The sequence below is a fragment of the Cupriavidus gilardii genome, from assembly GCF_017598945.1.
In the GTDB taxonomy this organism is placed as follows: Bacteria; Pseudomonadota; Gammaproteobacteria; order Burkholderiales; family Burkholderiaceae; genus Cupriavidus; species Cupriavidus gilardii_E.
This window is the reverse complement of sequence record NZ_JAGFTW010000039.1, coordinates 12,813-36,593: the sequence shown is the minus strand read 5'-3', so window position 1 is coordinate 36,593 and position 23,781 is coordinate 12,813. Positions and strand designations below refer to the sequence as shown.

The window sequence follows — 23,781 nt, the reverse complement described above, 5'->3', positions numbered from 1 at the left end:
GACGCCGATGAAGCCACGTTTTGCTGTGCGAGCACTTGATAACTTTTGAGCCTGACAAGTCCGAAGACCTGCCGGTGACTGTTCGCTATCGAGCGCCCACACTTATCGGTTGTTCGTTTGTTAAAGAGCTCACGCGCCGGCTTTGCCGTCCGCGTCGCTGCGTTGTCAGCAGCAGAGAAACGAGATTATGCAGAACCTTTCGCTTCTCGTCAACAGGTTTGTCAGCACTTTCTGCCGCGGCGCCGGCACCGTAGCGCCTTCGCCTTCCCTGCCAACCCCGCCGCCGTTCGGCTGCGAGGGGGCGAATATTAAGGGAGCCGGCGCGCAAAGGCAAGCGAATTTAAGTAGAAACCCGAATCCGCCCTTGAAGTGCGCGATATCCGACAAATGTCACACCGGTGACAGCATCGCCGGAACGCTTGCCCTAAGCTGGCGGACCGGGCGCTGTCCATCTCTATATCTATAAGAAGACGTACCCCTGACTACGATTCAGTCAATCAGTCGAAGGAGACAACCATGACGCTGATCCCGAACGCCGGCCTGTCGCTGGTCACTGGCGCCACCGACGTGCCGCTGTCGGACCAGACCATCGCCGAATTGCTGGCCGCCACGGTGGCCGCCCACCCCGACGCCGAGGCTGTCGTCTTCCGCGAGCAGGGAATCCGCTGGACCTGGCGCCAGTTCAGCGAGCAGGTGGACCGCCTCGCCACCGGGCTGCTCGAGCGAGGGATCGCCCGGGGCGATCGCGTCGGCATCTGGTCGCCGAACCGGCAGGAGTGGCTGGTGACGCAGTTCGCCACCGCCCGGATCGGCGCCATCCTGGTCAACATCAATCCGGCCTACCGGCTGGCCGAGCTCGAGTACGCGCTGAACAAGGCCGGCGTGCGGATGCTGATCACGGCCGCGCGCTTCAAATCGAGCAACTATATCGAGATGCTGCAGAAGCTCGCGCCGGAGCTGGCCGACAGCCAGCCGGGCAGATTGCGCGCGGCCCGGTTGCCCGCGCTGCAGTGGGTCGTGCGCATGGGCGACGAGGACACGGCTGGCATGGTGTGCTATGCCGACTTGCTGGCCCAGCCGGATACCGTCCGCCTGGACGCCGCCGGTTCGGCGCTCGGCCCGCACGATCCGATCAATATCCAGTTCACCAGCGGGACGACGGGCAATCCCAAGGGCGCCACGCTGACCCACCACAACGTCGTCAACAACGGGCGCTTCGTCGCGATGGCGATGCGGCTGACCGACCGCGATTCGTTGTGCATCCCGGTGCCGCTCTATCACTGCTTCGGCATGGTGCTGTCGGTACTGGCCTGCGTCAGCGTCGGCGCGCGGATGATCTTCCCCGGCGAAGCCTTCGATCCGCTGGCGACCATGCAGGCCGTGCATGACGAGCGCTGCACCGCGCTGCACGGCGTGCCGACCATGTTCATCGCCCAGCTCGACCATCCGGACTTCGGCAAGTTCGACTTCACCTCGCTGCGCACCGGCATCATGGCCGGCGCGCCGTGCCCGATCGAGGTGATGAAGCGCGTGATCAAGGACATGCATATGGCCGAAGTCACGATCGCCTACGGCATGACCGAAACCAGCCCGGTGTCGTTCCAGAGCGCGACCGACGATCCGTTGGAGAAGCGCGTGGCCACCGTCGGGCGGGTTCAGCCGCATCTGGAATGCAAGATCGTCGACGAAACCGGCCAGATCGTGCCGGTCGGTGCCACCGGGGAGCTGTGCACCCGCGGTTATTCGGTGATGCTCGGTTACTGGGAGGACGTGGCGCGCACCCGCGAGGCGATCCGCGACGGCTGGATGCATACCGGGGACCTCGCCACGATCGACGAGCAGGGTTATTGCAATATCGTGGGCCGGGTCAAGGACATGGTGATCCGCGGCGGCGAGAACCTGTACCCGCGCGAGATCGAGGAATTCCTGTTCCGTCATCCGAAGGTGCAGGCGGTACAGGTGTTCGGCGTGCCCGATCCGAAGTATGGCGAGGAGCTGTGCGCGTGGATCGTGCTCAAACCCGGACAGAGCGCGACCGAGGACGAGATCCGGGCGTTCTGCCGGGACCAGATTGCGCACTACAAGATCCCGCGTTATGTTCGTTTCGTCGACGACATGCCGATGACGGTCACCGGCAAGGTGCAGAAGTTCGTGATGCGGGAGACCATGATCCGCGAATTGGGACTCGAGCCGGCCGCGACCGCGTGACCGTAGACGGCGCGATGGCGGCCGTCGCATTCGCATCGGCCGTCGCCGCCCTACCGCAGACAGGAGCGTCCGCCATGGCTGTCCATATCGTCAGGCTCGGAACCCCGCGCAGTGCCGGCGAAGGTTTGCGCATCGGCACGGTGCGCCGGCCGCCCCGCGGGGTGCCGCGCAGCCAATACGCCAGCCGCAACTTCTACGATGTCTGGTTTCCGCTGCTGTCGCCCTCCCCCGAACTGGTCGCCGAGGCGAAGCACGCGCAGGAAGAGGAGGACGACAAGGCCTGGCGTCATTTCGAGCGGCGCTTTCAGGCCGAGATGGCGGAACCCGAGGCCAGCCGCACGCTCGACCTGCTGGCCGCCCTCTCGCACCAGACGGATTTCGCGGTCGGCTGCTACTGCGAGGACGAGAACCGCTGCCACCGGTCGATCCTGCGCAAGCTGCTCGCCAAGCGCGGCGCGGCCTTCGCGTAGCGGGTTCTGCCAGGAAACGCGCCTGACGAGGCCGTCGCGCCACAGCGGCCGGGCGGGACGGGCAGCGCCCACGCTATGATAGGCGCCTTGCGCAACACGCGGACCGTGTATTGGGTTCCAACTGCTCTGCGCGCACCTCGGCCGCTTACCCGCCACCCCGCCCATGGCATTGAACCTGGTCTGGCTGTCCTTTTTTCTGTCCGCCTTTGCCATCGGCTGCGTCCGGCTGGCGCATGGCGATGCCGCCATCTTTCCGGCCATGCTGGCGAGCCTGTTCGACAGCGCTCGCACCGCCTTCGAGATCTCCCTGAGCCTGGCCGGCATCATGGCGCTGTGGCTGGGCATCATGCGAATCGGCGAGCGCGGCGGCGTGGTGCAGGGCTTTGCGCGCGCCGTGAATCCGGTGCTGCGGCACCTGTTCCCCGGCGTTCCCCAGGGTCATCCGGCTCAAGGCGCGATGATGATGAACGTCTCCGCCAATATGCTTGGGCTGGACAATGCCGCGACACCGCTCGGTCTGAATGCGATGCGGGAGCTGCAGACGCTGAACGACAAACCCGACACCGCGACCGATGCGCAGATCATGTTCATCGTGCTCAATACCGCGGGGCTGACGCTGATTCCGACGTCGGTGATCGCGATGCGGCAGGCGATTGCGCTGAAGCAGGGGCTGGTCGGCTTCAACGCCGCCGACATCTTCCTGCCGACGCTGCTGGCGACCGGCGTGTCGTGCCTGGCCGGGCTGATCGCGGTGGCCTGGACCCAGCGGCTCAATCTGTTCAGACCCGCGATCCTCGGCACGCTGGTGGCGATCGTCGCGGCGCTCGGCGGTCTGGCGGTCTGGCTGCGCCATGCGCCGGCACCGCAGGTCGACACCGTGACGGCCCTCGCCGGCAGTCTGTTCATCCTGGGCCTGATCGTGGTGTTTCTGCTGTGCGGCGCGGCTCGGCGGGTCAACGTCTACGAGGCATTCGTCGACGGCGCCAAGGAAGGCTTTGGCGTGGCGGTGCAGATCATCCCCTATCTGGTGGCGATCCTGGTCGCGATCGGGCTGTTTCGCGCCAGCGGCGGCATGGACTGGCTGATGCAGGGCCTGGCGGCCGGCATCGCCCGCCTCGGGCTCAATACGGATTTCGTGCCGGCGCTGCCGGTCGGGCTGATGAAGGTGCTGTCCGGCGCCGGGGCCCGGGGCCTGATGGTCGACGTGATGACGACGTACGGCGTCGATTCCTTCCAGGGGAAGCTGGCCGCGATCATCCAAGGATCGACCGAAACGACGTTTTACGTACTCGCGGTCTATTTCGGCAGCGTCAATGTGCGTCGTACCCGGCACGCGCTGGGATGCGCATTGTTCGCCGATGCGGTTGGGCTGATCGCCGCCATCGGCATTGCCTACCTCTTCTTCCATTGACAAGATTGGGTTGGCGGCCTTGGGGACAGATAAACGTTGCATTGGCGCAACGAAATCGAATCAATTCCGGCTTTTTCAAACGCGGACCTTGGTGCGTCGCAACAAGCCGCGTATAGTGAAGTCTGTCTCCTCCACCACCTCGGTGGATTCCAGCCCGCGCACAACCTGCGCGGGTTTTTTTTCGTCCACATTTTTCCGATGCAGGACCACAACGGTCGGCGTGGGTCTGCCACCTCTGCTGCATCGCATCAACGTCGCGCGACCGCGAAGTGAGCGGGCACTCACGGCCGAGCCGGAGCCGCGAGGCGGCACCCCGTTGCGGCGTGCTGCCGCGCCCGACTGGCGAGTGCCGCTCGATATCCTAGAATGGTCGTGACCCCCTCCCCTACCGGTCGAGGCACGCCATGTCTGAGATCGTATTTCCCAGCAGCGTCCCCACCTACTGCGCAGCCAGCCTGACGCTGTCGTGCCCCGCCACCGTCAACGGCCTACCGTCCCGCTATTCGATCACCGCCGAAGCGCTCGAGTCGCATTTCGGCGCGCGCTCGCCGCGCGAGGAAGACCTGGTACGCGCCTTCACCGACCATCGGCCGCGCATCGAAAGCATCGCGCAATCGCTGTTCGAGCTGACCCGTTCGCGCAATATCGTGCTGCGCAGCGGACACGTCCGCTTCGTTCCCGAATCCTGATCGCGACCCGCTGCCGGCGCTGTCCGCACACGCGCCCCAATTAATTGACCGAACGGTCGGTTTATATATAATGCTTCCTACCGCCCGGCCCACGCATGGCCGGGACCCGCCAGAGGAGGCGTTATGTACACCCAAAGCCTGGACCTGCCCCAACAGCCCCAGCCGGCCAACGTGGCCCGCGCGGCCAACGAAGGCGCCAGCCCGGCCGAGAGCGCCGAGGCGCAGGCCGCGTTCGATGCGCGCCTGGCTGCGGACGGCAAGATCGAGCCGCAAGACTGGATGCCGGCCGCCTATCGCAAGACGCTGATCCGCCAGATCTCCCAGCACGCCCACTCCGAGATCATCGGCATGCTGCCCGAGGGCAACTGGATCACGCGCGCGCCGTCGCTCAAGCGCAAGGCGATCCTGCTGGCCAAGGTGCAGGATGAAGGCGGCCACGGCCTCTATCTGTATTCGGCGGCCGAGACGCTGGGCACCTCGCGCGACGAGATGGTCGACGCCCTGCATCGCGGCAAGGCCAAGTATTCGTCGATCTTCAATTACCCGACGCTGACCTGGGCCGATGTCGGCGTGATCGGCTGGCTCGTCGACGGCGCGGCGATCATGAACCAGATCCCGCTGTGCCGCTGCTCCTACGGACCGTACGCGCGCGCGATGATCCGCATCTGCAAGGAGGAATCGTTCCACCAGCGCCAGGGCTTCGACGCGCTGCTGGCGATGATGCGCGGCACCGACGCGCAGCGCGAGATGGTGCAGGACGCGGTCAACCGCTGGTGGTTTCCGGTGCTGATGATGTTCGGCCCGCCCGATGCGGCGTCGACCAACAGCGCGCAGACCATGGCCTGGGGCATCAAGCGCATCTCCAACGACGACCTGCGCCAGAAGTTCGTCGACGCGACGGTCGAGCAGGCCAAGGTGCTGGGCGTTACGCTGCCCGACCCGGGCCTGCGGTGGAACGAGGAACGGGGCCACTACGACTACAGCCCGCTGGACTGGGACGAGTTCTGGCGGGTCATCAACGGCGACGGCCCGTGCAACCGCGAACGGCTGGCGACCCGCGCCAAGGCGCACGAGGACGGCGCCTGGGTGCGCGAGGCCGCGCTGGCCCACGCCGCCAAGGTCGCGCAGCGCGAAGCGGCGCAATCGCGCGCCGCGGCCTGAGCCGATCCACGGCAAGCCGCCCACCGGAGACAAGCAAGATGACGCGAAAGGAATGGCCGCTGTGGGAAGTGTTCGTCCGCAGCAAGCAGGGCCTGGAACACAAGCATTGCGGCAGCCTGCACGCCGCGGACGCGCACCAGGCGCTGCGCATGGCGCGCGACGTCTATACGCGGCGCCAGGAGGGCGTGTCGATCTGGGTGGTGCCGTCGTCGGCGATCACCGCCAGCGTGCCCGACGAGAAGGCCGAGCTGTTCGACCCGATGGCCGACAAGATCTACCGGCATCCGACCTTCTATCAGCTGCCCGATGAAGTCAACCATATGTAGAAAGGGCCGCGCATGACCGCCATCACGTCGAACCCGCCATCGTCCTCGTCGCTGCTGTCCAGCCTGCCGCTCTCGCGCACCGCCGGCTGGCAGTACGTGCTGCGTCTTGCCGACAACGCGCTGATCCTCGGCCAGCGCAACGCCGAGTGGTGCGGCCATGGACCGGTGCTGGAAGAAGATATCGCGCTGGCCAATATCAGCCTGGACCTGATCGGCCAGGCACGCCTGCTCTATGCGCGCGCCGGCGAACTGGAGGCCGAGCTGACCGGCCGCGCCCGCCACGAGGACGACTACGCCTACTGGCGCGGCGAGCGGGAATTCCGCAACTGGACGCTGCTGGAGCTGCCGCACAGCGGACCGCTGGCGGGCACCGCCTCGTCGGACCGCGACTACGCCGTCACCATCGTGCGCAACTTCCTGTACAGCGCGCTGATGGTCGAGCTCTGGAGCGCGCTCGAAGGCAGCCGCGATGCCGGTCTGGCGGCGATCGCCTCGAAGTCCATCAAGGAAGCGCGCTACCACCTGCATCACGGCGCCGACTGGCTGGTGCGGCTGGGCGACGGCACGGACGAATCGCACGCCCGCACGCAGCGCGCACTGGACCACCTGCTGCCCTATATGAACGAATGCTTCGCCCCGGACCCGGTCGAGCAGGAAGCGGCGGCGCAGGGCATCGCGGTGCCGACCGCCGAACTGCGGCCGGCCTGGCAGGCGACCGTCGAGGAGACCGTGGCCGAGGCCACGCTGACGCTGCCCGCCGCCACCGGCTTCGTGTCGACCGGCAAGCAGGGCCTGCATTCCGAGCATATGAGCTATCTGCTGGCGCAGATGCAGAGCCTGGCGCGCGCCCATCCCGGCGCCCACTGGTAACCCGCGCCGGTAGCCCCCCACGCATCGACGCGACACCATGCCAGCGACCCTGACCCACTCCGCCTCGCGCCGGCATCCCGCCGACGCCGACACGTCAGCGCGCGTCGCACGCGCCTGGGCGGTGCTGGACGCCGTGCCCGATCCCGAAATCCCGGTGGTATCGATCCGCGATCTCGGCATCCTACGCGAGGTGGCGATCGCCGACGATGGCGCGCTGGAGATCGTGATCACGCCGACCTATTCCGGCTGCCCCGCGATGGACGAGATCGCCGAAGACATCGGCCGCGCGCTCGACCAGGCGGACCTGGGCCCGTGGAAGATCCGCACCGTGCTGGCGCCCGCATGGACCACCGACTGGATCACCGCCGAAGGCCGCGACAAGCTGCTCGCCTACGGCATCGCGCCGCCGGCCCGCTGTGCCGACCATGGCGTGCAAACGCGGCCGCTGCGCTTCGTGCCGCGCCACCAGGCCAGGGGCGCCAGCGCTTCCGACAGCGTGCCCTGCCCGCACTGCGGCAGCGCCGACACCGAGCCGCTGTCGCAGTTCGGGTCGACCGCCTGCAAGGCGCTCTACCGCTGCCGCACGTGCCGCGAACCGTTCGACTACTTCAAACCGTACTAGCCACCGTACAGCCAGGCCGTCCGGCTCGCGCCGCGGTCCACCGTCACACCGTCCCTTCGCCGCCATGACCCCACAGTTCCATCCGCTGCGCGTGGCGCAGGTCCGCCCCGAAACCGCCGACACCGTCTCGGTCGCCTTCGAGGTCCCGGCCGCGCTGCGCGACGCCTACCGCTTCAAGCAGGGCCAGTTCCTGACGCTGCGCACGTCGATCGACGGCCAGGAGGTACGGCGTTCGTATTCGATCTGCTGTGGCGTGCAGGACTACGATCGACATGGCGAGCTGCGCGTCGCGGTCAAGCGGGTCGACGACGGGCTGTTCTCGAACTTCCTGCACGATGCGGTGGTGCCGGGCCACACCATCGACGTGATGACGCCGGACGGCCGCTTCCATGTCCCGCTCGACCCGGAGGCCGCGCGCCACTATGTGGCCTTTGCCGCCGGCAGCGGCATCACGCCGGTGATGTCGCTGATCCGGACCACGCTGGCCATCGAGCCGAACAGCCGCTTCACGCTGGTGTACGGCAACCGCAATGTCGACAGCATCATCTTCGCCGAGGCGCTGGACGACCTGAAGAACCAGTACCTGTCGCGGCTGACGCTGTACCACGTGCTGTCGCGCCAGCCGCAGGAGGTCGATCTGCTGCACGGCCGGCTCGATCGTGCCCGGGTGCAGGCCTTCCTCGAAACGCTGATCCCGGTCGAGGACATCGACGCGGCCTTCGTCTGCGGGCCCGCCTCGATGATCGACGACGTCGAAGCCGCGCTGAAGGACGCCGGCCTGGACCCGCACAAGATCCACGCCGAGCGCTTCGGCGTGCCGCTGGCCCAGCCGCGCCGGCAACCGGCCAAGGTGACCACCGACGAAGCCGGCACCGCGCAGCTGGTGGTGGTGCTCGACGGCAAACAGCACGCGATGCGCATCCCGCTGCAGGACGCCAACGTGCTCGACACCGCGCTGGCGGCCGGGCTGGACCTGCCCTATGCCTGCAAGGGCGGGGTCTGTTGCACCTGCCGCGCCAAGGTGCTGGAGGGCAAGGTCGAGATGGAGAAGAACTACACGCTCGAGCCGTGGGAGATGGACAAGGGCTTCGTGCTGACCTGCCAGGCGCGGCCGCTGACCGAGCGCGTGGTGGTCAGCTACGACGAGCGTTAGGGCCGAACGGGAGGGCGGGACCGAACGCGCGCGAGCGCACGCACCGCCGCCGTCCCCCTGTGATGCATGGTTAAAATGGCCGCTGCCTGAAACCGGACGCCCGGGCGCCGCCAGCGCGAATACCGCGCCGGTACTGCGCCGCCGGGCGCCCGCGGTGCTGTCGAGCCGTCTTATCCATATACAATCACGGCCATGCAATACATCCACGTCGTCAACGGTGACATGGCGGGCAACACGCTGCGCCAGGCGCTTGCGCAAGCCGCCCGTCCGGATCCCGTCGTCGTGCTGCGCGACGACCTGGCCGTCGGCCCGATCGCCGACGTGGACAGCAGCGGCCTGATCCGCTCCGGCTTCTGGCAGCGCGTCGCCCCGCACAGCGAGATCGACTTCGCCGCCGAGATGCGCCAGGCGCTGGACCAGCTGCAGGGCCTGCGCCAGAGCGAGCCCGAGGTCGCGATCTGGCACGGCCAGAGCGCCTCCGACCAGCTGATGCTGCGGCGGGTCGTGTTCCATCTATATCAGAGCCCGCAGCGGATCAACGAGGTCGCGATGGACAGCCGCGAGCTCGACGGCTCCACCCAGGGCAATCTGACCGCGATCGGCATGTATCCGGCCGCCCGGCTGGCGCGCCGTTTCTCGACCATCGCGCCGGTCTCGGTGCTGCGGCTGGGCCGGCTCGGCTACGAATGGCAGCAGAACGTCAAGGAAAACGCCGACGTGCGCCTGTGGAAGGGCAACACGCTGGTGCCCGCGGCCTACCACACGGTCGACGAAGTGATCCTCGAACGCGCGCCGCTCGAATGGACGCCCGCGGCCCAGGTGGTCGGCAGCGTGATGGGCGCGATCGAAGGGCTGCTGGCCAGCGACTGGTTCGTGTTCTGGCGCTGCCGCGAACTGATCGGCGCCGGCCAGATGGTGCTGCGGGGCAATGCCGATTCGCTGCAAAGCTGCGAGCTGCGGCGCAATCTGTCGGTCGATTCCTGATGGCCCGTACCAAGGCGCCCGATTTCGAGGCCCAACGCGAACAGATCCTCGAGCTGGCCGCGGCGGCGTTTGCCGCCAGCAGCTATCCCAGTACCTCGATGGCCGACCTGGCCGCGGCCTGCGGCACCTCGAAGGCACGGCTGTACCACTACTACGAGAGCAAGGAAGCGATCCTGTTCGACCTGCTCGACCGCTATACGCGGCGGCTGATGCTGATCGTCACCGAGGTCGAGGCGGAGGCCGAGCGCCAGGGCCACAGCGAGCGCGACAGCTTCGCCAATCTGATCCGCGCCTTCCTGGCCGAGTACGAGACCTCGCAGACCCGCCATATCGCGCTGATCAACGACGTCAAGTTCCTCGCGCCCGAGCAGCGCGACATCATCCTGAAGCGCGAGCGCGACGTGGTCGCGGCCTTCTCGCGCCAGTTGCGGCGGGCCTATCCGGAACGGGTCACGCGCGAGAACCAGACCGCGCTGACGATGACGGTGTTCGGCATGATCAACTGGACCTTCACCTGGCTCAAACCCGGCGGCAAGCTGTCCTATGCGGACTTCGCCGAGATGGTGATCGACCTGCTGGCGGGCGGGCTGCCCGGACACGCGCGCGCCTGACGCGGCAGCGCGTCCCACGATAGAATGCGGCCTGCGCCGGGGACGACCCCGCGCCGCCGCGGCAAGCCCTTCCGGCTCCCACCAAGCGGCGCCCGACCAACCGGGGACGGCCCCGATGCCTCGACAACATCGCAGCCCATCATGCCCTGGATCTACGTTCTGCTTGCCGGCCTCACCGAAATCGCCTGGGCCACCGGCCTCAAATACTCCGAAGGATTCTCCCGCCTGTGGCCATCGGCCTTCACCATCGTGACGATGGTGGTCAGCTTCTGGCTGCTGTCGCTCGCGATGCGCGCACTGCCGCTTGGCACCGCCTACGCGGTGTGGACCGGCATCGGCGCGGTCGGCTCGTTCGCGGTCGGCATCCTGGTATTCGGCGAATCGGCCAGCTTCTGGCGGCTGTTCAGCGCCGGCCTGGTGCTGGCCGGCATCGTCGGTCTCAAGCTGTCGTCGTAGCAACGCGAGCGACAGCGGCGCCGCCTTGGGCCCAGGTCACGACCACTCGGCCTCCTCCCTGCGCCGCCGCTGCTCGCGGTCCTGCCTGAACATCTCCTCGAGCTCGTCGCGCGCCTGCCGGGCCAGCGACACCATCGCCTTCTGGTCGGTGTAGTGCGGGTAGAAGCGGTCGATCGCGGCGATGTTGTGCCGGCGGAATTTCATCGCCGCGGCGCGCGCCTCGGCCGGATCGAGCCCGAGCCCTTCGAGCACGCTGCGGCCCAGCCTCAGCGAGCCCTCGAACATCTCGCGCTCGAACAGCTCGACGCCGCGGTCCTTCAGCAGATAGATGTGCGACACGTGGCGGGCGCGCGCATAGATGCGCAGATGCGGAAAGCGCTGGCGCACGCGGTCGATCAGCTCCAGGCTTTCGTCCATGCCGTCGACGGCGACCACCAGGATCTTCGCCTTCTGCGCGCCCGCGGCTTCGAGCAGGTCCATCCGCGTGGCATCGCCATAGAAGATCTTGAAGCCGTACTGGCGCAGGAAATCGATCTGATCGGGATCGTGGTCCAGCACGGTCACGCCGATGCCCTGCGCATACAGCAGGCGGCCGATGATCTGGCCGAAGCGGCCAAAGCCCGCGATCAGCACCGGGTTGTCCTGCGGCTCGATCGTGTCGTCCGGCCGCTGGCGCAGCTTGCCGGCGCGCGGCGCGACGATCTGGTCGTAGGCCAGCAGCAGCAACGGCGTGGTCACCATCGACAGCGCCACCACCAGCACCAGCAGCGCGGCGATGTCTTCCGGCAGCAGCCCGGCCGAGCGCGCCACGCCGAACACCACGAAGGCGAACTCCCCCGCCTGCGAGATCAGCAGCGCGAACAGCAGGCGCTGGCCGCGCGCGATCTCGAAGCGCGGCGCCATCAGCCGCAGCACCAGCACCTTGGCGCCGACCACTGCGGCGACCATCCCCAGCACCTGCCACGGCTGCTGCGCCATCACGCCGAAGTCGATCGACATGCCGACCGCCATGAAGAACAGCCCCAGCAGCAGGCCCTTGAAGGGCTCGATGTCGGCCTCGAGCGCGTGGCGGTATTCCGAATCGGCCAGCAGTACGCCCGCGAGGAAGGTGCCGAGCGCCATCGACATGCCGACCGCTTCCATCATCGCGGCGATGCCAACCACCAGCAGCAGCGCGAACGCGGTGAACATCTCGCGCATGCCGGTGCGGGCGATGAAACGCAGCGCCGGACGGACCAGATAGCGGCCGCCGACCACCACCGCGGCGATCACCGCCACCGCCTTGGCCGCGCCGATCCAGGCGTGGCCGTCGGCCGGCTGGGAACCGTCGAACGTCAGCATCGGCAGCAACGCGATCATCGGGATCGCGGCGATGTCCTGGAACAGCAGGATGCCGAAGCTCGCCTTGCCGGCCGGCGTGCCGAACAGATTGCGCTCGCCCAGCGTCGCCAGCGCGATCGCGGTCGACGACAGCGCAAGGCCCAGCCCGGCCACCAGCGCGACCTGCCAGCTGGCGCCGAAGGCGGCGGCCAGCGCGCCGATCAGCAGCGCGCAGCCGGCCATCTGCGCGGCGCCATAGCCGAAGATCGTCTGGCGCAGCGCCCACAGCTTGCTGGGAGCGAGCTCCAGGCCGATCACGAACAGCATCAGCACGACGCCGAATTCGGAGAAGCTCAGGATCGATTCGACATCGGTGACGACCCGCAGCGCCCACGGCCCGATCGCGGCGCCGGCGAGCAGATAGCCAAGCACCGCCCCCAGGCCGAAACGGCGCGCCAGCGGCACCGCCACCACGGCGGCGACCAGGAACACCAGCACCACGCGCAGCGCATCATGCGGATTCATGCTAGCTCCAGCCGGGTGGCGGCGGTCGCCGGGTCGGTGGACGCGTTGAGCGGATCTGCCGCATCGCCATGGCCGAGCGCGGCCATGACCTCGGCGATCACCCGCTGCACGCCCGGCTGATCGAGCCGGTAAGCGTCGTGAACCGCGATCGGCGGCCGCCACGTCATGCCGCATTCGAGCGCCATCTGCTCCAGCGGCAACAGGAACGACGTCAGCGGATGCCGGTGCACGCCCTCGGGCGAGTACGCCTCCTCGGTGCCGCGCGTGGTGGCCACCACCAGGCACGACTTGCCGCGCAGCGCGGTGCCGCCGGGACCATGGGCCCAGCCGCGCTCGAGCACTTCGTCCATCCACAGCTTCAGCAACGGCGGCACGCTGAACCAGAAGGTGGGGAATTGCAGCACCACGGTCTCGGCACAGGACAGGGCGCGCTGCTCGGCCACCACGTCGATGTCGTAATCGGGATAGCGCGCATAGAGATCGCGGACGTCGACATCGGGCAGCGCGGCGAGCGCCTCGGCCAGCGGCCGGTTCACATGCGAGCGGCGGGCGCGCGCATTGGCGTAGATCACAACGATGGGTCGGGCGGGCATGGTGTGTAGCAGGCGTTACTTGGAGCGGAGGGGCTGGGCTGCTGTCGGGGTGGCGGCGAGCTGCGGCGTTGCAACATTTCCACACCCGGATTTCGCCAGTCCTTCGCGCAAGCCATTGATTTCTCAAGCGTTATGACAATCTCAGCCGGCCGATGCCGCGCTCTGCGACGCACCATGCTTACGCCAAACTGACAAATGCACTACAATACTTTTCGCGTTGCAGCAAGATAGGATTTGCCCCATCCATTAGGAATTCGCACTCGGATGGTCTACTTTGACAAGTCTGCTTGCCGCGATGTGACGTTTATACCCTGAATCGCCCAAGGAACAGAAAGTGAATCCGCTCGAACTGAGCAAGGCCGTCGGTGCCTTCACCGACGAAGATCTTCGCAAAGCAGCCGCAGCCTCGCAGGCCGCCCAGCGTCCGACCATTCTGGTGCGCGAACTGGGGGCCCAGCATCGCTCGCGCCTGCTGAAGCATTTTCTCGCCCTCGGCGAGGAAGATCGCCTGCTCCGTTTCGGCCAGTCTGTCGGCGACCATGTGATCGAGGCTTATGTCGACAGCATCGACTTCGACCACGACACGGTGTTCGGCGTCTACGACGAGCATATCGAGCTGGTCGGCGTCGGCCACTTCGCCAATCTGCGCGACAACGCCCAGGGCCGCGTAGCCGAGTTCGGCGTGTCGGTGTCGCAGAGCGCGCGCGGGCGCGGCATCGGCAGCGCGCTGTTCGAGCGCGCCGCGATCCACGGCCGCAACACGCATGTGCGCACGCTCTATATGCACTGCCTGTCGCGCAACGCCGCGATGATGCATATCGCCAAGAAGGCCGGCATGAAGGTCCAGTACGCGTATGGCGAGGCCGACGCCTACCTGGAGCTGCCGCCGGCGGACACGGTGAGCCGCCTGACCGAGGCGATCGACGAACAGGTCGCGGACCTGGACTACGTGGTGCGCCGCAATCTGCGTGACGCGCGCCGCTTCGGCCAGCGCTTCTGGCGCTCGATCATGCCGCAGAAGAGCACGGCCTGATCGGTTTGATATCGTCCGGCTGGCTTCGGACAGAGCAACGGCGCGCCCATTGGCGCGCCGTTTTCTTTTGGGCCTTGGCCCGGCGCTGCGCCGCTCAGGCGCCGATCACCGGCAGTGCCGTGGTGTCCTTGATCGATTCGAGCGCGAAGCTGGAGCGCACGTCGATCACGGCCGGATGGGCCAGCAGCTGGTCCTTCATGAAGCGCGCGAAGTGGTCCATGTCCTCGACATAGACCTTGAGCAGCAGGTCCATCTCGCCGGTCATCGCATGGCAGGCGGCCACCTCCGGCCAGATCGCGATGGCCGCGCGGAACAGATCCAGCGGGGCCTTGCCCTTGGGCGCGCCGCCGTGCTTTTCCAGGCGGACATTGATATAGGCCAGCAGCCCCAGCCCGATCTTGCCGGGCTCCAGCAACGCCGCGTACTGCCGGATCACGCCGATCTCCTCCAGCCGCCGGATACGCCGCAGGCACGGGCTGGGCGACAGGCTGACGCGCTCCGCGACTTCGAGATTGGTCAAGCGCCCGTTGGTCTGCAGGACCTCGAGGATCTTCCGGTCGATCTTGTCCAGCTCCACCTTGCTCACGAGATTGTTGCTCCGCAATAAGACAGTCAGCAATTTTTTTGCGCAAATTTAGCAAGATGGGCACAAGGTTGCAATTTTTTGTGCCAAGCGTGTGGGAACTCGACGGCCCGACGGGAGCCGGCGGGCACGACGTCGCCGCACCAACGACAAGGCGCGCGGCCTTTCGGACCGCGCGCCTTGTCTTTTGCGATTTACCGCGTTGCCGCGGCAAGTCCGACGGCGGCTTAACCGCCTTCGGTCGACGGCACCGCCGGGTTGTTCGGCTGCGTCGGCGGAGTGCCGGCGCTGCCGGGCGTGCCGGGGGCACCCTTCATGCCGTGGTGGTCGCGGTGCATCCGTTCCATCCGCTGCTGATGCGCCTGCCGCATGCCGGCACCGATCTCGTCGCGGGTCAGCCTGCCGTCCTTGTTGGCATCGAGACGGTCGAAATGGCGGCCCAGGCGCGGCATGCCGGCCTCGGCTTCCTGCTTGCTCAGCGCGCCGTCGCCGTCCTTGTCGGCGGCCTTGAAGCGGGCGTCGAAGCGCTCGCGCATCTGCTGGCGGTGCTGTTCGTGCTGCGCCTTGTGGTAGGCGCGCATCTCGTCCTTGTCGATCTTGCCGTCCTTGTTGGCATCGAGGCGGGCAAACATCGCATCGGCCTCGGCCTTCGAGATCGCGCCGTCGCGGTCGGTATCGGCCGCGCGCAGCGACATGCCGCCGTGGTGGCCGTGATGGCGATGGTGCTTGTGGTGATGGCCGTCGGCACGGTGACCCTTGTGCGCGGGCTTGCCTTCGGCCGCGGACGCGGCGCTTTGCTGCACGCCTTGCGGGGCGGCCGCCGGCGCCTGAGTCTGCGCGATCGCGCTGCCGCCGATCGCCAGGAACACCGCCGAAGCGGCCAGGAGCTGGTGAACAGGGCGCGGCTTGATGGTGTTTCGTGACATGTCTGTTTTCCTTCTTGGTAACTGGTCCGGATTGACCATGTACCGATTAGAACGCAGACGATGGCGGTAAGTTGGCCGAATTAATAGGATGTTACGCGGCTCACAGAATCGGCCCGGGGCTGTAAGGGGCCGCAATACGGGGGCAATACGTAGGCGATACCAGGGCAATACGAAAGCCGGACAAACGCGGTTCGCGTCGCGCTTCGCCGATTCAGCCCTTGGACATCATCGCGCCGTCGTCGCCCGGATTCCCGCCCGGGTTCATGTTCATGCCCGGATTGACGGCGGGGTTCATGCCGGGGTTCATGCCGGGGTTCATGCCGGGGTTCATGCCGGGGTTCATGCCGGGATTCGTGCCGGGGTTCATGCCGGGAGGGAAGCCCGGAGTCGGCGCCGGCTGCATCGGGACGTGCCCCGGCATGCCGGGATTCGGCGCCGTGCCGGCCGGCGGCGGCGGCTGATTCGCGGCAGGACTCGGGACGGGATTCACCGCGGGGTTCGCCGCGGGATTCGCCGCCGGATTCGGCATCGGCGGCGTGGCCGGCGTCGACAGCGGGGCCGCCGCGCCCGACGGCGGGGTCGCCAACGGCGACGGCGTCGCCCGCGGCAGGGTACCGCGCGCCGCCAGCGGCCGGGCCGGCAACGCAATCGTCTGGCGCGCGCCGTCGCGCTCGATCACGATCGCGCGATCGCGGATTTCGACCAGCCGGATCTGCTGCGACAGCGCGGCCCCGGCGCGCAGGGCCCTCGGCGGACCGTTGTCGATGGACACCACCGCCGCGCCGCCGCCCAACGGATCGGCGATCACGCCGAGCAGCTGCACGTCGCGCACGCCCGCCTGCGGGCTGCCGCCGAACAGCGTCGCGATCGCGCCGGTTTCCACCACCTCGGTCTGCGCCACGCGGGCGGTCTTCGGCACGGGGATCGTGTCCATCGCGCTGAAGGTCAGCACCCATCGCGTCGCCAGCGCGCACAGCGCGACGAACAGCAGCAGCGTGGCGACGCGCGGCAGCCAGGCGGCGCCGGCATCGAAACGGAAAGCGGATGGCAGGGACAGAGGCACGAGGTCGCGTCGGGCGGCCATGGTGGCCGCCGCAGGTTGTCGATGGCGGCAAGCGTAACAGAGCGTCATGGCGATTGTCTTGCGACCCGCATGACGGCGCGGATCGCGGCCGCTTGCGACAACACGCATCGTGGCGGACATCGCAGCAAACCGGTGACGATGTCGGTGCCAGTCCGGTACCGAGGCGTCACAAGCCGCGGGTATACTGGGCGACCATCCACCGGTGCGCGACGCGGTCGCCGCGCCGGCTTCGACTCCGTCGACAACCTAGGCCTGAAACCCGATGCGCAGAAACACTCCGTCCAGCTCCGCCCTCGCCCGACCCAGCCAACCCGCCGGCAACAGCCGCCTGCGCCGCCGCCGTGCCGGCTTCACGCTGATCGAGATCATGGTGGTGATCGTGATTCTCGGCGTGCTGGCGGCACTGGTCGTGCCCAAGATCATGAGCCGCCCGGACGAAGCCCGCATCGTCGCGGCGCGCCAGGACATCTCGTCGATCATGCAGGCGCTCAAGCTGTACCGCCTGGACAACAGCCGCTATCCGACTACCGAACAAGGGCTGGCCGCGCTGGTCACCCGTCCGACCACCGAGCCGATCCCGAACAACTGGAAGGGCGGCGGCTATCTGGAAAAGCTGCCGCGCGACCCCTGGGGCCAGCCGTACCAGTATCTGAATCCCGGCGTGCGCGGCGAGATCGACGTGTTCAGCTTCGGTGCCGACGGCCAGGCCGGCGGCAGCGGCAACGACGCCGATATCGGCAACTGGGAATAAGCGTCCTGCCGCCGGCCGACGCCCCGCTTCATCATGGCCACCGGCCCGCGCCCGTCGCACCCGCCTCACCGGCTGCATGCACCGCGAAGGCCGTCACGCCCGCGCGGCTTCACGCTGCTCGAACTGCTGGTGGTGATGGTGCTGGCCGGCATCGTGGTGTCGATGGTGGCGATCAACGCCACGCCCAATGAGCGCGGCCGCGTACTCGACGACGGCCAGAAGGTCGCCCGCCTGTTCGAGCTCGCGCAGGAAGAAGCGCAGCTGCGCGCCCGGCCGCTGGCCTGGGAAGCCGACCCGCAGGGCTGGCGCTTCCTCGAGGCCACGCCGTCGGGCTGGATGCCGCTGGTCGACGACGTGTTCGCGCCGGGCCAGTGGCGGCTGCCGCTGGACCAGGTCGCGGTGACCGCCGGCGCCGCGGGCCAGGCCGGCGCGCGGCTGGTGTTCGGCCGCGAATGGATCGATGCGCCGCGGCAGCTGGTGCTGGTACGCGGCAACATCCGCGTCGAGGTGACCGGCGACGGCACCGGCCGCTATTTCGCCAGCGCACAATGATTCCCCTGCGCCGTGCCTCCCGCTCCCGCGCGGCATCCTCAAGCCGCCGCCGGCAAGGCTTCACGCTGATCGAGGTACTGGTCGCGCTGACCATCCTCGCGGTCGCGCTGACTGCCGCAATGCGCGCGATGGGCTCGATGATCGAGGCCGGCAGCTCGCTGCAGCAGCGCATGCTGGCCGGCTGGAGCGCCGACAACCAGCTGGTGGCGCTGCGCCTGACCAAGACCTGGCCCGAACCGGGCACACGCGGCGCGCCCTGCCCGCAGGGCGGCACCATGCTCTATTGCGAGCAGACCGTCGCGCCGACGCCGAACCCCGCCTTCCGCCGCGTCGAGATCGCGGTCTATCCGTCCGCCGAGGACCGCTCGGTGCGCCTCGCCTGGCTGGTCACCATCGTCCCCAATGAAACGCGCAACCTGCTCTGACGCGCGTGGCTTCACGCTGATCGAGATGCTGGTCGCCATCACGCTGCTGGCGGTGATGGCGGTGATGGGCTGGCGCGGTCTCGACGCGATGACGCGCGGCCGCGAACGCCTGGTCGACCACGACCAGCGGCTCGACGCGCTGAAGCTGCTGTACGGCCAGTTCCAGACCGATTGCGAGAACCTGGCCCGTCCCGAGGCGCTGCAGCAGAGCCCGGTCGAGCTCGAGGACGGCCGGCTGCTGCTGGTGCGCGACCGCCGCGAACCCGGGATGCCGAGCGCGTGGCAGGTGGTGGCCTACCGGGTCGAGAACGGCGCCGTGGTGCGCGCCGCCACCGGCCCGCTGGACAACCGCCAGGGCGTGCAGACGGCACTGATCGCGCTGCGCCAGCCGGGCGGCGGCGGCGAGCTGGTACGGCCGCTGGTGCCGAACGCGGAAGGCCTGGCGGCGCGCGCCTGGGTCGAGCCCGGCGGCTGGCGCGATACCAGCGGCGAGCTGCGCGCCGCGCTGCGGATCGGCGCGGCCAGCGCGGTACCGGCCAGCAATGCGCAGATCGGCGTCCCGGCCGGCGCGCTGCGCGGGCTGGAACTGGTGGTGCTGGCGCGGATGGGCGACGGCGACACGCCGCGCCGCTTCGACAAGCTGTGCATGACGGGCCAATGAGCGCGCGATGAACGGTACCCCCGCCCTCCATCCGCTCCATCGGCTCCGATCGCGAACCGGCCGCCACCGCGGCGCGGCCGTGGTCACCGCGCTGCTGATCGTCACGCTGGCGGTGGTGGTGGTGTCCGGGCTGCTGTGGCGCCAGCAGGTGCAGATCCGCTCGGTCGAGAATCAGCGCCTGGTGGCGCAGGCCGCCTGGATCGAGCGCGCCGCGGTCGACTGGGCGCGGCTGATCCTGCGCGACGACCTGCGCCGCTCCAACGTCGACCATCTCGGCGAGCCGTGGGCGGTACCGATCGCCGAGACGCGGCTGTCGGACTTCCTCGGCGCCGCGCTGCGCACCGACCGCGCCGGCGAAACGTCCTTCCTGTCCGGCCGCATCCTCGACGCCCAGGCCCGCTTCAATCTGCGCAATCTGGTGACGACCACCGCGGGCGCCAATGGCGGCATCTCGGTAACCATCGACCCGGCCGGACTGGCGGCCTATCGGCGCCTGCTGCGCGTGCTGGGCCTCGATCAGGGGCTGGCCGAGGCGACCGCGCGCTATCTGCTCCAGGCCGAACGCGCGGGCGCCGGCCGCGCCGCCCCCCGGCCGCCCGACAGCCTGGCCGACCTGCTGGCCATCCCCGGCTACGAGCCGGACATGCTGCCGGTGCTCGAGCCCTTCGTCGACCTGCTGCCGGACCGCACGCCGGTCAACGCCAACACCGCCGACGCCGAGGTGCTGGCCGCCGTCATCGACAAGCTGCCGCTGGACCGCGCCCGCGAACTGGTGCGCCAGCGCGACCGCGCCTATTTCAACAACGTCGGCGACCTGCAGACCCAGCTGCGCGCGATCGCGCCGCAGGCCGATGCCGGCGTCGGCACCGCGCTGGAGACGCGCTCGCACTATTTCCTGATCTACGGCTTGATCCGCCACGAGCGGGCGGTGCGCATGCAGGTCTCGCTGGTGCGGCGCGCCGCGATCCTCGGCAGCGCCCAGGCGACCCAGGTCGTCTGGACGCGCGACCTCGAGCGGATGCCGGACCTGCGATGATGCCGATCGACGTCCCGTCCAAGGAAGTACGGCCGGAAACAGGCCGGGAAAACCCGGCCTGCGCGCCCCACGACCGCCCGCACACGACCGAAACGGTTGACGCGAATCCGCCACAAAGGCAAGGTATGCTGATGCCTTGGCGGAAAGGCATTTACCGGCACTCGGCAGTGCGCACGGCGGTCGCCGCCCGTGCCGCCGGCGCCGGACCGGCTCTCGCTTCGGCGAGCGACCGGGCCAGCTTGCAGACGCGCCCCCAAGCCGTCGACGATTCCGCCGTCCATCTTCACTGCCGCGCAGTCCCAAGGAAACCTTGAGCACCACCCTGTTCGTCCGCCTGCCGCATCGCCCCCACGATCAACCGCAGCCCTGGCGCTTCGGGGCGCTGCCGTTCGCGCTGGTGCGCGATGCCGTGGCCGTCCAGGGCCGCCGCGAGCGCGCACCCGCCGCGGGCCATCTGCTGCGCGAGGGCTACGCGCCGATCGCCGAGCTGCCGCCGGCGGACCGTCTGGTGCTGATCGTCGCCGCGGCCGACGTACTGGTGACCACGGCGGCGGTGCCGCCGCTGGCGCCGAACCGGCTCAAGCTGGCGCTGCCGAATCTGGTCGAGGATTCGCTGGCGGCCGATGCCCAGGCCTGCCACATCGCGGTGGGGCCGGAGGCCCCCGAAGCGGGTCCCGGCGGCCCGCAAGCCGCGGCGCGCGGACCACGCCGCCGCCTGCTGATGGTGACCGAGCGCGCCTGGCTGCGCGCGGTGCTCGACGCCTTCGCCGAACACCGCCATCGCCGCCGCCACCTGCTGGCCGCGCAGTTCTGCCTGCCGCTGGCCGCGGCCGACCACGAGGCGGCCCCGCCCACCTCATCCGGCCCAGCCGAGCCTGGCGCGGCGCCCGAACCCGAGGCCTCGTCCGAGCCGCCCGCCACGCTGGCGCTCGAAGCCGCGTCCAGCGCCCTCGCCGCCGCCGCTCCGCTGCTCGAAGGCGAGACCGGCACCGGCCAGGCCGCGCCGGTCTGGCAACTGACCGTGCGCACCGGACGCTATCAGGGCTATGGCCTGCTGCTCGGCGACGAAGCGCTGGCCGCCTGGCAGGCGCTGGCGCCGGCCGGCATCTGGTACGGCGACCGCGACGCGGCCGCGCTGCCCACGCTGACTTCGGTACGCCCGCTGGGCTGGCCGGTCTGGATCGAAGGCGCCCAGGCCAGCCTGCGCGAGCCCTCGCTCGACCTGGCGCAATTCGACTTCGCGCAAGGGCGCGCCGACCGCTGGAACCTGCGCGCCTGGCGCGCCCCGCTGGCGCTGGCTGCCGCACTGCTGGTGGTCCATCTGATTGCGCTGAACATCCACTGGCTGATGCTGCGCGGCGAGCAGGCGCGGCTGCAGCAGGCCCAGACCCAGCTGCTGCGCAGCGCCTTCCCGCGCATGCCGGTGGTGGTCGACCCGCCGCTGCAGATGCGCCGCCAGGTCGAACAACTGCGCCTGGCCAGCGGCCGCAGCACGCCCGACGATTTCCTGCCGCTGGCCGACCGCTTCGCGCAGGCCGGCCGCCAGTTGCCGCCGGACGCGCTGCTGGCGCTCGAATACCGCGGCAAGACCCTGCACGCGACGCTCAAGCCCGGCACCGACACCAATGCGCTGCGCCAGGCCGCGCGCCAGGCCGGGCTGTCGATGGAAGAGGACCGCGCCCCCGCCGAGTCGGCCCGCTCTGGCAGCGGCCCGGCACCGGCCGGCTCGCGCTGGGTCATCAAGCCGGGAGGCGTGTCGTGATGCGCGCCAGCTGCTCCGCCTTCCCCGCATTCCCCGCCTTCCCGGCTTTTTTCGCTCAGCAGGCAACACCATGAACGACCGCGCGCACGATCGGCCCACCAGCGCCGCCGCCTCGCGGACCCGCTCCGCCGCCGGCCTGTCGGCACGGCTTGGCAAGCTGCGCCCGCGCGTGCCGGCGCGCTGGCGCGAGCAGGCCGAGGCCTTCTGGACCGCCCGCAATCCGCGCGAGCAGACCTTGCTGGCGGTCGGCGGCGCGCTGCTGGCGCTGACGATCGGCTACAGCGTGCTGTGGGAACCCGCCGCCGAAGGCCGCGAGCGGCTGCAGAAGACGCTGCCGCAGCTGCGTGCCGAGCTGGCCGAGATGGAAACGCTGGCGCAGGAGGCGCGCGGCCTGTCGGCCAGCCCGGCCCCGGCGCTGCGCGGCGAGGCGCTGGTGCAGGCGCTGCGCGACGGTCTGGCCCAGCATGGCCTGAGCGCGAGCCGCGTCGCGCCGACCGGCGACCACACGATTCAGATCCAGCTCGACAAGGTGCCGTTCGGTGCGGTGGCAGCCTGGCTGTCCGACGTGCGGCAGCAGCAGCGCCTGAAGATCACCGACGCCCGCATCGTCTATGTCGGCGCGACCGCGATCGTCAATGTCACCGCCACCTTGCAGGGACCGGGGGCCGGACCCGAGCGTCCGGGCGGACGCGGCTGATGGCACGGCTGGAAGCCCTGCGCCTGCGGCGCCGCGAGCCGCGGCCGGCGCGCCGCCGCGGATTGCTGCGCTGGACGTTGCTGGGCCTGGTCACGGTCGTGGTGACCACGATCGCCGCGCTGCCGGCGGCCTGGATCGCCGACACCGTCGCCAGCCGCACCGAGGGCCGCGTGCTGCTGGCCGATGCCGCCGGCTCGCTGTGGCGCGGCAGCGCCACGCTGGCGTTGTCGGCCGGCGCCGGCAGCCGCACCGCCACGGTGCTGCCCGGGCGCCTGCAGTGGGAGATCGCGTTCTGGCCGCTGCTGACCGGCACGGTGCGGCTGGTCGCGCAGCATACGGAGGCGATGCCGGCCCCCGTCGCGATCACGGCGACGCCGTCCGGCTGGCGGGCCCAGCCGGGCTCGATGCGGCTGCCGGCGTCGCTGCTCGAAGGCGTCGGCGCGCCGTTCAACACGTTGCGCCCGGACGGCGCGATGCGGCTGGACTGGAGCGCGCTGGAAGGCCGTTTTCGTGCGGAAGGAGGGAGCGGCGGACGGCCGGCCGGACTCTACGGCCACCTGACGCTTCGCATCGACCAAGTATCATCGGCCGTCAGCCGGCTGCGGCCGCTCGGCAGCTACCGCGCCGACATCGACTGGACCGGCCCCACCGGCATGCTCAGGCTGTCGACGGTGTCCGGCCCGCTGCACCTGGAGGGCAGCGGACCGCTGGGCCGCCAGGCGCGCTTCGAGGGCACCGCCCATGCGGACCCCGACGCCGCCAATCAGTTGGCCTCCCTATTGAGCCTGCTGGGAAGACGAGAGAACAATGTGACCAGGCTGCGCTTCTGATCCGGTGCAAGGCATCGCGCCAGGCACCGGGCCGCGCAACCA

General features: G+C 69.1%; 26 protein-coding genes. 21 read left to right on the top strand and 5 right to left on the bottom strand.

What is annotated here, in order from left to right; all coding sequences use genetic code 11:
* Window positions 1-516: 516 nt before the first annotated feature.
* From J5T34_RS14590 to sugE, 12 genes are all read left to right on the top strand, one after another.
* The gene (locus J5T34_RS14590; protein WP_208580346.1) at window positions 517-2,208 is read left to right on the top strand and encodes an AMP-binding protein; all 1,692 of its coding nucleotides are present in this window, start codon (window positions 517-519) and stop codon (window positions 2,206-2,208) included.
* A 74-nt stretch (window positions 2,209-2,282) separates the two neighbouring features.
* On the top strand, window positions 2,283-2,678 hold the full coding sequence (locus J5T34_RS14585) for a DUF488 domain-containing protein (protein ID WP_208580345.1): 396 nt from the start codon (window positions 2,283-2,285) through the stop codon (window positions 2,676-2,678).
* A gap of 163 nt (window positions 2,679-2,841) precedes the next feature.
* Window positions 2,842-4,089, top strand: a complete 1,248-nt coding sequence (locus J5T34_RS14580; protein ID WP_208580344.1) for a nucleoside recognition domain-containing protein — start codon at window positions 2,842-2,844, stop codon at window positions 4,087-4,089.
* Window positions 4,090-4,493: 404 nt separating this feature from the next.
* A complete protein-coding gene (locus J5T34_RS14575; protein WP_208580343.1) occupies window positions 4,494-4,778 on the top strand; it encodes a DUF1488 domain-containing protein in 285 nt (94 codons plus the stop codon).
* A gap of 123 nt (window positions 4,779-4,901) precedes the next feature.
* A complete protein-coding gene (paaA, locus tag J5T34_RS14570; RefSeq protein WP_208580342.1) occupies window positions 4,902-5,939 on the top strand; it encodes a 1,2-phenylacetyl-CoA epoxidase subunit PaaA in 1,038 nt (345 codons plus the stop codon).
* Window positions 5,940-5,977: 38 nt separating this feature from the next.
* Window positions 5,978-6,265, top strand: coding sequence for a 1,2-phenylacetyl-CoA epoxidase subunit PaaB (paaB, locus tag J5T34_RS14565; RefSeq protein ID WP_208580341.1), 288 nt, complete (start codon window positions 5,978-5,980; stop codon window positions 6,263-6,265).
* Between the two features lie 12 nt (window positions 6,266-6,277).
* Entirely contained in the window at window positions 6,278-7,135 is an 858-nt protein-coding gene (gene paaC / locus J5T34_RS14560; RefSeq protein ID WP_244258913.1) for a 1,2-phenylacetyl-CoA epoxidase subunit PaaC, read from the top strand.
* Between the two features lie 37 nt (window positions 7,136-7,172).
* Complete coding sequence (paaD, locus tag J5T34_RS14555; protein ID WP_208580340.1) at window positions 7,173-7,757, top strand: 1,2-phenylacetyl-CoA epoxidase subunit PaaD; 585 nt, start codon at window positions 7,173-7,175, stop codon at window positions 7,755-7,757.
* A gap of 64 nt (window positions 7,758-7,821) precedes the next feature.
* Window positions 7,822-8,910 (top strand): 1,2-phenylacetyl-CoA epoxidase subunit PaaE, encoded by a 1,089-nt coding sequence (gene paaE, locus J5T34_RS14550; RefSeq protein WP_208580339.1) that lies wholly within the window; start codon window positions 7,822-7,824, stop codon window positions 8,908-8,910.
* Between the two features lie 192 nt (window positions 8,911-9,102).
* A complete protein-coding gene (locus J5T34_RS14545; RefSeq protein ID WP_208580338.1) occupies window positions 9,103-9,894 on the top strand; it encodes a DUF1835 domain-containing protein in 792 nt (263 codons plus the stop codon).
* Entirely contained in the window at window positions 9,894-10,505 is a 612-nt protein-coding gene (locus J5T34_RS14540) for a TetR/AcrR family transcriptional regulator (RefSeq protein WP_149317575.1), read from the top strand. Before J5T34_RS14545 ends, J5T34_RS14540 begins: the two co-directional genes overlap by 1 nt.
* Window positions 10,506-10,646: 141 nt before the next feature.
* The gene (sugE, locus tag J5T34_RS14535) at window positions 10,647-10,961 is read left to right on the top strand and encodes a quaternary ammonium compound efflux SMR transporter SugE (RefSeq protein WP_174105905.1); all 315 of its coding nucleotides are present in this window, start codon (window positions 10,647-10,649) and stop codon (window positions 10,959-10,961) included.
* 36 nt (window positions 10,962-10,997) lie between these two features.
* Here sugE and kefC read toward each other — a convergent pair whose 3' ends face one another.
* Both kefC and J5T34_RS14525 read right to left on the bottom strand, forming a co-directional pair.
* A complete protein-coding gene (gene kefC, locus J5T34_RS14530) occupies window positions 10,998-12,806 on the bottom strand; it encodes a glutathione-regulated potassium-efflux system protein KefC (protein ID WP_208580337.1) in 1,809 nt (602 codons plus the stop codon).
* Window positions 12,803-13,399 carry an NAD(P)H-dependent oxidoreductase gene (locus tag J5T34_RS14525; RefSeq protein ID WP_208580336.1) on the bottom strand — a complete coding sequence of 199 codons (597 nt, stop codon included), beginning with the start codon at window positions 13,397-13,399 and terminating at the stop codon, window positions 12,803-12,805. The genes kefC and J5T34_RS14525 overlap by 4 nt, the downstream gene beginning before the upstream one ends.
* Before the next feature lie 334 nt (window positions 13,400-13,733).
* On the opposite strand from J5T34_RS14525, the gene J5T34_RS14520 reads away from it, so the two are divergent.
* Complete coding sequence (locus J5T34_RS14520) at window positions 13,734-14,432, top strand: GNAT family N-acetyltransferase (RefSeq protein WP_174105908.1); 699 nt, start codon at window positions 13,734-13,736, stop codon at window positions 14,430-14,432.
* Between the two features lie 94 nt (window positions 14,433-14,526).
* On the opposite strand, the gene J5T34_RS14515 is transcribed toward J5T34_RS14520, so the two are convergent.
* From J5T34_RS14515 to J5T34_RS24180, 3 genes are all read right to left on the bottom strand, one after another.
* The gene (locus tag J5T34_RS14515) at window positions 14,527-15,018 is read right to left on the bottom strand and encodes a winged helix-turn-helix transcriptional regulator (RefSeq protein WP_174105909.1); all 492 of its coding nucleotides are present in this window, start codon (window positions 15,016-15,018) and stop codon (window positions 14,527-14,529) included.
* Window positions 15,019-15,242: 224 nt separating this feature from the next.
* On the bottom strand, window positions 15,243-15,941 hold the full coding sequence (locus J5T34_RS14510; RefSeq protein WP_208580335.1) for an EF-hand domain-containing protein: 699 nt from the start codon (window positions 15,939-15,941) through the stop codon (window positions 15,243-15,245).
* Between the two features lie 211 nt (window positions 15,942-16,152).
* The gene (locus J5T34_RS24180) at window positions 16,153-17,004 is read right to left on the bottom strand and encodes a hypothetical protein (protein WP_432207671.1); all 852 of its coding nucleotides are present in this window, start codon (window positions 17,002-17,004) and stop codon (window positions 16,153-16,155) included.
* Window positions 17,005-17,287: 283 nt separating this feature from the next.
* Here J5T34_RS24180 and gspG point away from each other — a divergent pair, with 283 nt between their 5' ends.
* The 8 genes from gspG (at window position 17,288) to J5T34_RS14465 (ending at window position 23,739) form a co-directional block, all read left to right on the top strand.
* Complete coding sequence (gene gspG, locus J5T34_RS14500) at window positions 17,288-17,776, top strand: type II secretion system major pseudopilin GspG (RefSeq protein WP_208580334.1); 489 nt, start codon at window positions 17,288-17,290, stop codon at window positions 17,774-17,776.
* Window positions 17,777-17,809: 33 nt separating this feature from the next.
* On the top strand, window positions 17,810-18,328 hold the full coding sequence (locus J5T34_RS14495) for a prepilin-type N-terminal cleavage/methylation domain-containing protein (protein ID WP_208580333.1): 519 nt from the start codon (window positions 17,810-17,812) through the stop codon (window positions 18,326-18,328).
* Entirely contained in the window at window positions 18,325-18,753 is a 429-nt protein-coding gene (gene gspI / locus J5T34_RS14490) for a type II secretion system minor pseudopilin GspI (RefSeq protein WP_208580332.1), read from the top strand. The genes J5T34_RS14495 and gspI overlap by 4 nt, the downstream gene beginning before the upstream one ends.
* Window positions 18,731-19,414, top strand: coding sequence for a PulJ/GspJ family protein (locus tag J5T34_RS14485; RefSeq protein WP_208580331.1), 684 nt, complete (start codon window positions 18,731-18,733; stop codon window positions 19,412-19,414). Before gspI ends, J5T34_RS14485 begins: the two co-directional genes overlap by 23 nt.
* 7 nt (window positions 19,415-19,421) lie before the next feature.
* Window positions 19,422-20,450 carry a type II secretion system minor pseudopilin GspK gene (gene gspK, locus J5T34_RS14480; protein ID WP_208580330.1) on the top strand — a complete coding sequence of 343 codons (1,029 nt, stop codon included), beginning with the start codon at window positions 19,422-19,424 and terminating at the stop codon, window positions 20,448-20,450.
* Between the two features lie 310 nt (window positions 20,451-20,760).
* On the top strand, window positions 20,761-22,212 hold the full coding sequence (gene gspL, locus J5T34_RS14475; protein ID WP_208580329.1) for a type II secretion system protein GspL: 1,452 nt from the start codon (window positions 20,761-20,763) through the stop codon (window positions 22,210-22,212).
* Between the two features lie 70 nt (window positions 22,213-22,282).
* Window positions 22,283-22,909 (top strand): type II secretion system protein M, encoded by a 627-nt coding sequence (locus J5T34_RS14470; RefSeq protein ID WP_208580328.1) that lies wholly within the window; start codon window positions 22,283-22,285, stop codon window positions 22,907-22,909.
* A complete protein-coding gene (locus tag J5T34_RS14465; protein WP_208580327.1) occupies window positions 22,909-23,739 on the top strand; it encodes a type II secretion system protein N in 831 nt (276 codons plus the stop codon). The genes J5T34_RS14470 and J5T34_RS14465 overlap by 1 nt, the downstream gene beginning before the upstream one ends.
* The last annotated feature ends 42 nt before the right edge of the window (window positions 23,740-23,781 follow it).